The sequence below is a fragment of the Parendozoicomonas sp. 209JJ7-1 genome (assembly GCF_058147085.1).
The window spans coordinates 1-5,640 of the sequence record NZ_JBYVJU010000031.1; the positions used below are offsets into that span (position 1 = coordinate 1).

Consider the following 5,640-nt stretch of genomic DNA (forward strand, 5'->3'; position numbering starts at 1 on the left):
TTTTTAAACAAACAGACTTTTAAGGCTTTATTGAACTTTATAAATTAATTCTGTAGCCGTGAGAAAGCGCCATTTAATCATTCATCCAGTTCAGCGAGGAAAAAATCTACAACAAATACACTCTCTCAGGTATTCATCGCATAACGCCTAAATTAGGTGCGCCGTAGGCGTCACCTGGATTTACTTGTAGGTGCCGATTTTTAAGTAGCCAGCTACTGAATCCTTGAGGATTTCTATAAGCTCTTCATCCATGTACTGATATTCATCAGGAATGTCCAATACATGGGTGGGCTTGTGAGAGAGTAACCTTGTAAATTCAGCTCTTAGCCTGTTTTTGTGCTTTTCTTCCATAACAAAAATGATATCAGCCCACTGTATATCTTTTGTACTTACAGTTTTCTTAGCCCTTGGGCTTGTACCAGCGGAACGGGCATTAATTTCGGGGTGGTCTTTCCATACCCTTTCTGCTGTTGGACTTCGCCACTGATTGCGACTGCATATAAATAGAATATTTGTCATCGTTTCTGCATTCATAGGCATTTCTTCATCAAGCTTTTGTCTTAGTGTTTTAGATGGATATTCAATGCCTAGCTGTTTAGCACGCCTGAGTTTCTCTGAACGTAAATACATTAGTTTCCAGTTCTTCTCAGGTGAAAAATGTTTTTCAGAGTGCTTTTCCTTTGCCTCTTTCTTCTTTTCTTCAGCTTGTCGCCAACCCTTGTTTCGATTGTTTTTCATTTCTATCTCTCATCTGATTATCCGGTTCAGCAGCCGCGATAATACGAGGAGATGTAGATGGTGAACTCAAGGCACCTAACGCCTAAATCAGGTGCGCCGAAGGCGTCACCTGGATTTACTTGTTACATGTCCGGCCTATATGTATTCGATAAATCGATAGAAACTCCAACTAATGAAAAGTCATCGCTAGGTTTGCTGTTCTCTATTCTCTTTAAGATTGAGCTACTGTACCTAGAAACGCTATTCATAGTATTTACGCAAAACCTAGGCCTATGCTCCCAAAACTCATGAGTTCCGTCTGACATTATATATAGAGTTACAATTCCGTTATCATTTTGTAGATCTTCTAAGGGGATAGATATGGTGTCAAAATCCATCTGCACGTTCGGAGCAATAGCTGTTGTTAGAATGCTCTTGGCTCTTTTACCTTTAAGATATTTTTTAGTGAATAGTCTTTGATCGATGAGCTGCTGATACTGAGTATGATCTTTTGTTAGCTGTACAAGCTTGTTTCTTTCTTTGATATATGCCCTGCAGTCACCAATGTGCCCTATTGTTAAACTATCTGAATTTATTAAGCAAAAGGTTAATGTTGTTGCTGCTTTTGAAAGATTTTGATCTTCAATTGAAAGGTCAATTATTCTTGACCTTATTTCACTAAATACCTCTTCAAAGCTAGTCGAGGCCAATTGGTCTTTAATGTCTGCTAGATAATTAACAGCTATAGAAGACGCTTCACTTGCTCCTTCATACGATCCTACCCCGTCAGCAATTGCAAAAAGATAACCATTTTTGACTTGGACTGGAGAAAGAATAGCATCCTGATTCTTCCTATTTATTACTTTAGGATATGAAAAAGACGCAGTTTCAATTAGTTTAATCATCACAAACTCCAATATTAAACTGCTACACCTAAAGTAATTGACTCGATATCAGAGATAACATGATTTATGTTTGAATACCTCTGCTCTTTCTCTCTACTTAAACACTTTCTGATAATCGGTTGAAAGCTTTCATTTTGTATTTTTAGATCGTCCATGACCTGACCTACAGCATAAATGTCTGTTTGTTGCGAGTATTCAGCATCATAAAATATCTCAGGTGCCATATAACTTCTAGTTCCCATCCTTTGACCAATAGCTGTAAGCGCTGTAGTTTTTCGGTCACTTTCTGTATATTTCGCTAAGCCGAAATCTGTCAGTTTATAATCACACTCAGAAAACTTCAGGATATTTTGAGGCTTTATATCTCTATGTAGGTATCCCTTGTCATGGATTTTTTTAACCCCCTGTAACAGCATTCTTGCTATTTCTACTTTCTCAATTTGTTCAAGTGTATTGCTATCTATTTGCTTCTGAAGGTCACAAACCCCTAAATCCATAACAAAATAGGGTTTTTCGGCATATTTGTTAAATAGATATATCTGTATCACATTTTTGTGGACGCACTTTGATTGGTAAATAACTTCACGGGAAAACCTTCTTTTAATTTCATCTAGAGAAACATTTGAAAGAATATCACTATGCGGGTCTAGTACCTTTCTTGCGTAGTTCCCACAATATGTTCCTTCTGAGGAGTGAAGCTCTATCTCTTCTACATATCCAAAAGCTCCTTTGCCTAGGCGCTTAACTGGCTTAATCAAATAACTGCGAAATATTTCCATTATTACTCAATATATTTTGTTGACTTGTACTATTACTCGGAACTTTAAGTTTGGAGACATGTAACGCCCGCATCAGGTGCGCCGAAGGCGTCACTTGGATGCGCTTGTTAGGTGCAGCCGTTTGCACGATAAGTTTATTGCGACTTTGTTGGTAATAATATTTTTTTGGCACGATGTCGTGCTTGCCAGTTGCAAACAAAATGCCGTTGGAAATTGCTGGCACGAACTTACAGGTGGAACTTGTTTGCACAGACTTTATTTTGCTGGTTTGGAAACACCGGTGAAACTCGTTTTGCCAGCAGGTGGAACCGATACCCCTATTTTTGTCATTTTCGATAAGGCCAGTAAATTTGTTGGCACATTCTTTATTTTTCTGGTTTGAACAAGTCTGTGCGTGCTTGATGTAGGCACAAAATTAAAGTTTGAACTTCTTGAATTTGACGTTGACGTTTGGCACCTAACGCCCGCATCAGGTGCGCCGAAGGCGTCACCTGGATGCGCTTGTTATGCGTGCCGAGGTGAGCGGCAATGTTGAGATTTTTAGCTACGCTACCGCCCACCAAAGTGAATTGGATTGTGTGATATTTGTACAGTCGCTGAGTTTCTTGTATGTACGACAGTGCAATTTTTATTTGTGAAGATTACACGGATTGAAGTGTGATTTCGAGAGCCGACATTAATAGAATGATCTCTACGTTGAGTACCTAAAGATCGCTTCTCTAGAAGGAATGGGTTTAACGGAAAGGAATCCCTCAGCCACGAGAACCAGGATTTGTCGCTTATTCAAATAATATGGAATTATACGAACAAAATAGCATTCACTCACAAAACGTCAGGCAACTTTTCACGATAGAGTTGTGATTTCTGGGTGGAAAATCACGGATTAGGGAAGTTTTCATCAGCAATTATTTCTACCCAGAAAGCTGTATCTTTATCTAGTAATTAATCACTTATCCAGTTTAGTGAGGAAAAAATATACAACAAGTACACTCTCTCAGGTATTCATCGCATAACGCCCGCATCAGGTGCGCCGAAGGCGTCACCTGGATGCGCTTGTTACATGCGTAGTAAATTTATATCTCTCAAAGGTATTCTTTTGAAAATATTTCTGAATAAATTAATGGCTTCTAAATGTTGTTACATAACACCTTATTTTTTGAGAGATATTAATGTCTAAATTAAAAGTCAAGAAAGTATGCCTTTTAAAAATATGATTCCACCAATAATTAAAAATAGCCATCCGCCAATTTTACCCATACTTCCATAAGACTTGGAATCGTTTATAGGAGTAATATAGTGAATCAATCCTAATAAAATAAGGAGGAAACCAAAAAATTCAGGGCTTATATTTGACTCCATATTTTCCATTTCTGATCAGAGTTTCGATGATACATTTTCTCAAAGGATGAGCGTGATAGCTAGTGGAAGCATGTAACGCCCGCATCAGGTGCGCCGAAGGCGGTCGCCTGGATGCACTTGTTAGGGGCAGGTCATGGTTTATACCCAAGAATATGACTGCAATCTGCTAATTGCTTTATGTAGATAGGTGTCACGCCAAGCTGCTTTATGATCATTCCACTTCGATATAAAGCTTTTTATACCATCAAAGTCATTGGGCTCATAGTTTTCATGTTTAAGTACCCAATGAACAGTAGCTAGAACCTCCATACTTAGGGGAGTTTCATAACCATCAATCAAAAGCTCTACTTTTTCTAAATTGGACTTTGCAATTTCATCATCTGCGATGAAAGTGTTCGCTTCTTCAATGGAAGAAGGTATTAATTTAATATGTGATTGATTAACCCTATCACCAAAACCAGTTATGAAATGACCATCGATACAATCTAAAACGTGGTTGAGGTTGTCGGCATATGGCCCAAAGTTGTGTGGAACATAATTTAGACGAAGATCAATACCTGATTCTTGAAGAAAGTATGCTAATTTTTGCGCTTCAATTTTTGTGCATTCATAGCCTTTCTTAAAATAGAACTCTAAGAGTTTAATTAATAATGCTCTTCCTCTAGTCATGTTTGGCCTTTTAGTATTTATTGTCATTGACTCAGAGCTTGGACTGCCTTTTGGTTCATATACTACTATCTCAACATCGCTGAGAACTTCAAGGGCATTTATTATCAATGAACGTACATCAACCCAATTCAAACCACCTAGACCCGCACCTAGAGGTGGAATAGCAATAGATTTAATTTTCAATTCTTGAATCTTTAAGACTAAATCCTTCAAGCCTTCTTCTATATAAGAAAGCTGAGATTTACCTTTCCAATGTTTCTTGGTCGGAAAGTTAATTATCCACTTTTTATCTAGAATATCTGGATGTTCAGTTATAAACATTAAGCCAGGTGCTATCTCTTTTCTATCACAAGCTGACTTGTACTTCTTGAAATTTTCTGGATATGCCTTTTTGAACTGCAAGGCGAGACCTTTGCCCATAACACCCACACAATTGACAGTGTTAACAATGGCTTCAGACTTATCCTTCAGTATGTTTCCAGTTTTGAACTTGATCATATCACCCTCCACTAGAAGTACCAGTCACGTTTAACTTCAACTTTTGGTTGATAAGACAGGTTCTTTATCAAATCCATAATAACTGCATACATTTCAGTATTATAGACACCAATCGACTCGACAAGTTCCCACTGAAAGTCTTCATATACTAGGAATTCTGACTGTCGTAGGCGACTACCATCAGTAAAATCATTCCAATATCTAGCATTTATAACATTCCATGGCACTTGGTCAAGGTCAGACAACTGATTGTAATAGTCTGAGAGAGCCATAATCCCATGACCATCAGTAAAGGCATATGCTTTACCTGACTCATGTACAGCTTGAGCTGTTGATCTGAAGAATACTAAATCGTGAATCGCAACACCTGAGATATTTCCGCACTTAATCGTGTATAGCATTGGAGATAAGCTATTGAAATAAAAGGGAACATAATCATGTATTGTTCCATTAGGGCTAACCGGTACAGGGTGAATGCTTCTTTGGCTTTGAATAGAGTCATGTGCAGAGCTTCTGTAAGACTTATTCTGCTGGGACATTTTATTCTTGCACAAAATACCACCAGTCTGGATAAGCTCAGACAGATTGTCGATATGCGTAAAGTGGTAAATTGGTGTTGGAATAGGTGGATTGGTCACTTTCGCTACCTGAAAATACGTGAATTATACATTTTTAAGTGGGTGGGGTATATGTGGGCTGAGCACTGTAAGCCC

Annotated in this window: 7 protein-coding genes; 1 reads left to right on the forward strand and 6 read right to left on the reverse strand. The window is 38.2% G+C overall.

All coding sequences use genetic code 11. The features are described from left to right. Positions 1 to 180: 180 nt before the first annotated feature. From ACY2RQ_RS18715 to ACY2RQ_RS18725, 3 genes are all read right to left on the reverse strand, one after another. Positions 181 to 738 carry a low molecular weight protein tyrosine phosphatase family protein gene (locus tag ACY2RQ_RS18715; protein WP_490114528.1) on the reverse strand — a complete coding sequence of 186 codons (558 nt, stop codon included), beginning with the start codon at positions 736 to 738 and terminating at the stop codon, positions 181 to 183. 122 nt (positions 739 to 860) lie between these two features. After that, positions 861 to 1,622, reverse strand: coding sequence for a PP2C family protein-serine/threonine phosphatase (locus tag ACY2RQ_RS18720; RefSeq protein WP_490114529.1), 762 nt, complete (start codon positions 1,620 to 1,622; stop codon positions 861 to 863). Positions 1,623 to 1,636: 14 nt separating this feature from the next. Further along, positions 1,637 to 2,401 carry a serine/threonine-protein kinase gene (locus ACY2RQ_RS18725; RefSeq protein WP_490114530.1) on the reverse strand — a complete coding sequence of 255 codons (765 nt, stop codon included), beginning with the start codon at positions 2,399 to 2,401 and terminating at the stop codon, positions 1,637 to 1,639. Positions 2,402 to 2,495: 94 nt separating this feature from the next. Here ACY2RQ_RS18725 and ACY2RQ_RS18730 point away from each other — a divergent pair, with 94 nt between their 5' ends. Then, the gene (locus ACY2RQ_RS18730) at positions 2,496 to 2,783 is read left to right on the forward strand and encodes a hypothetical protein (protein ID WP_490114531.1); all 288 of its coding nucleotides are present in this window, start codon (positions 2,496 to 2,498) and stop codon (positions 2,781 to 2,783) included. A gap of 803 nt (positions 2,784 to 3,586) precedes the next feature. On the opposite strand, the gene ACY2RQ_RS18735 is transcribed toward ACY2RQ_RS18730, so the two are convergent. From ACY2RQ_RS18735 to darT, 3 genes are all read right to left on the reverse strand, one after another. After that, complete coding sequence (locus ACY2RQ_RS18735) at positions 3,587 to 3,760, reverse strand: hypothetical protein (RefSeq protein ID WP_490114532.1); 174 nt, start codon at positions 3,758 to 3,760, stop codon at positions 3,587 to 3,589. Between the two features lie 138 nt (positions 3,761 to 3,898). Next, the gene (gene darG / locus ACY2RQ_RS18740) at positions 3,899 to 4,927 is read right to left on the reverse strand and encodes a type II toxin-antitoxin system antitoxin DNA ADP-ribosyl glycohydrolase DarG (protein ID WP_490114533.1); all 1,029 of its coding nucleotides are present in this window, start codon (positions 4,925 to 4,927) and stop codon (positions 3,899 to 3,901) included. An 11-nt stretch (positions 4,928 to 4,938) separates the two neighbouring features. Beyond that, positions 4,939 to 5,565 carry a type II toxin-antitoxin system toxin DNA ADP-ribosyl transferase DarT gene (darT, locus tag ACY2RQ_RS18745; RefSeq protein WP_490114534.1) on the reverse strand — a complete coding sequence of 209 codons (627 nt, stop codon included), beginning with the start codon at positions 5,563 to 5,565 and terminating at the stop codon, positions 4,939 to 4,941. Positions 5,566 to 5,640 lie beyond the last annotated feature (75 nt).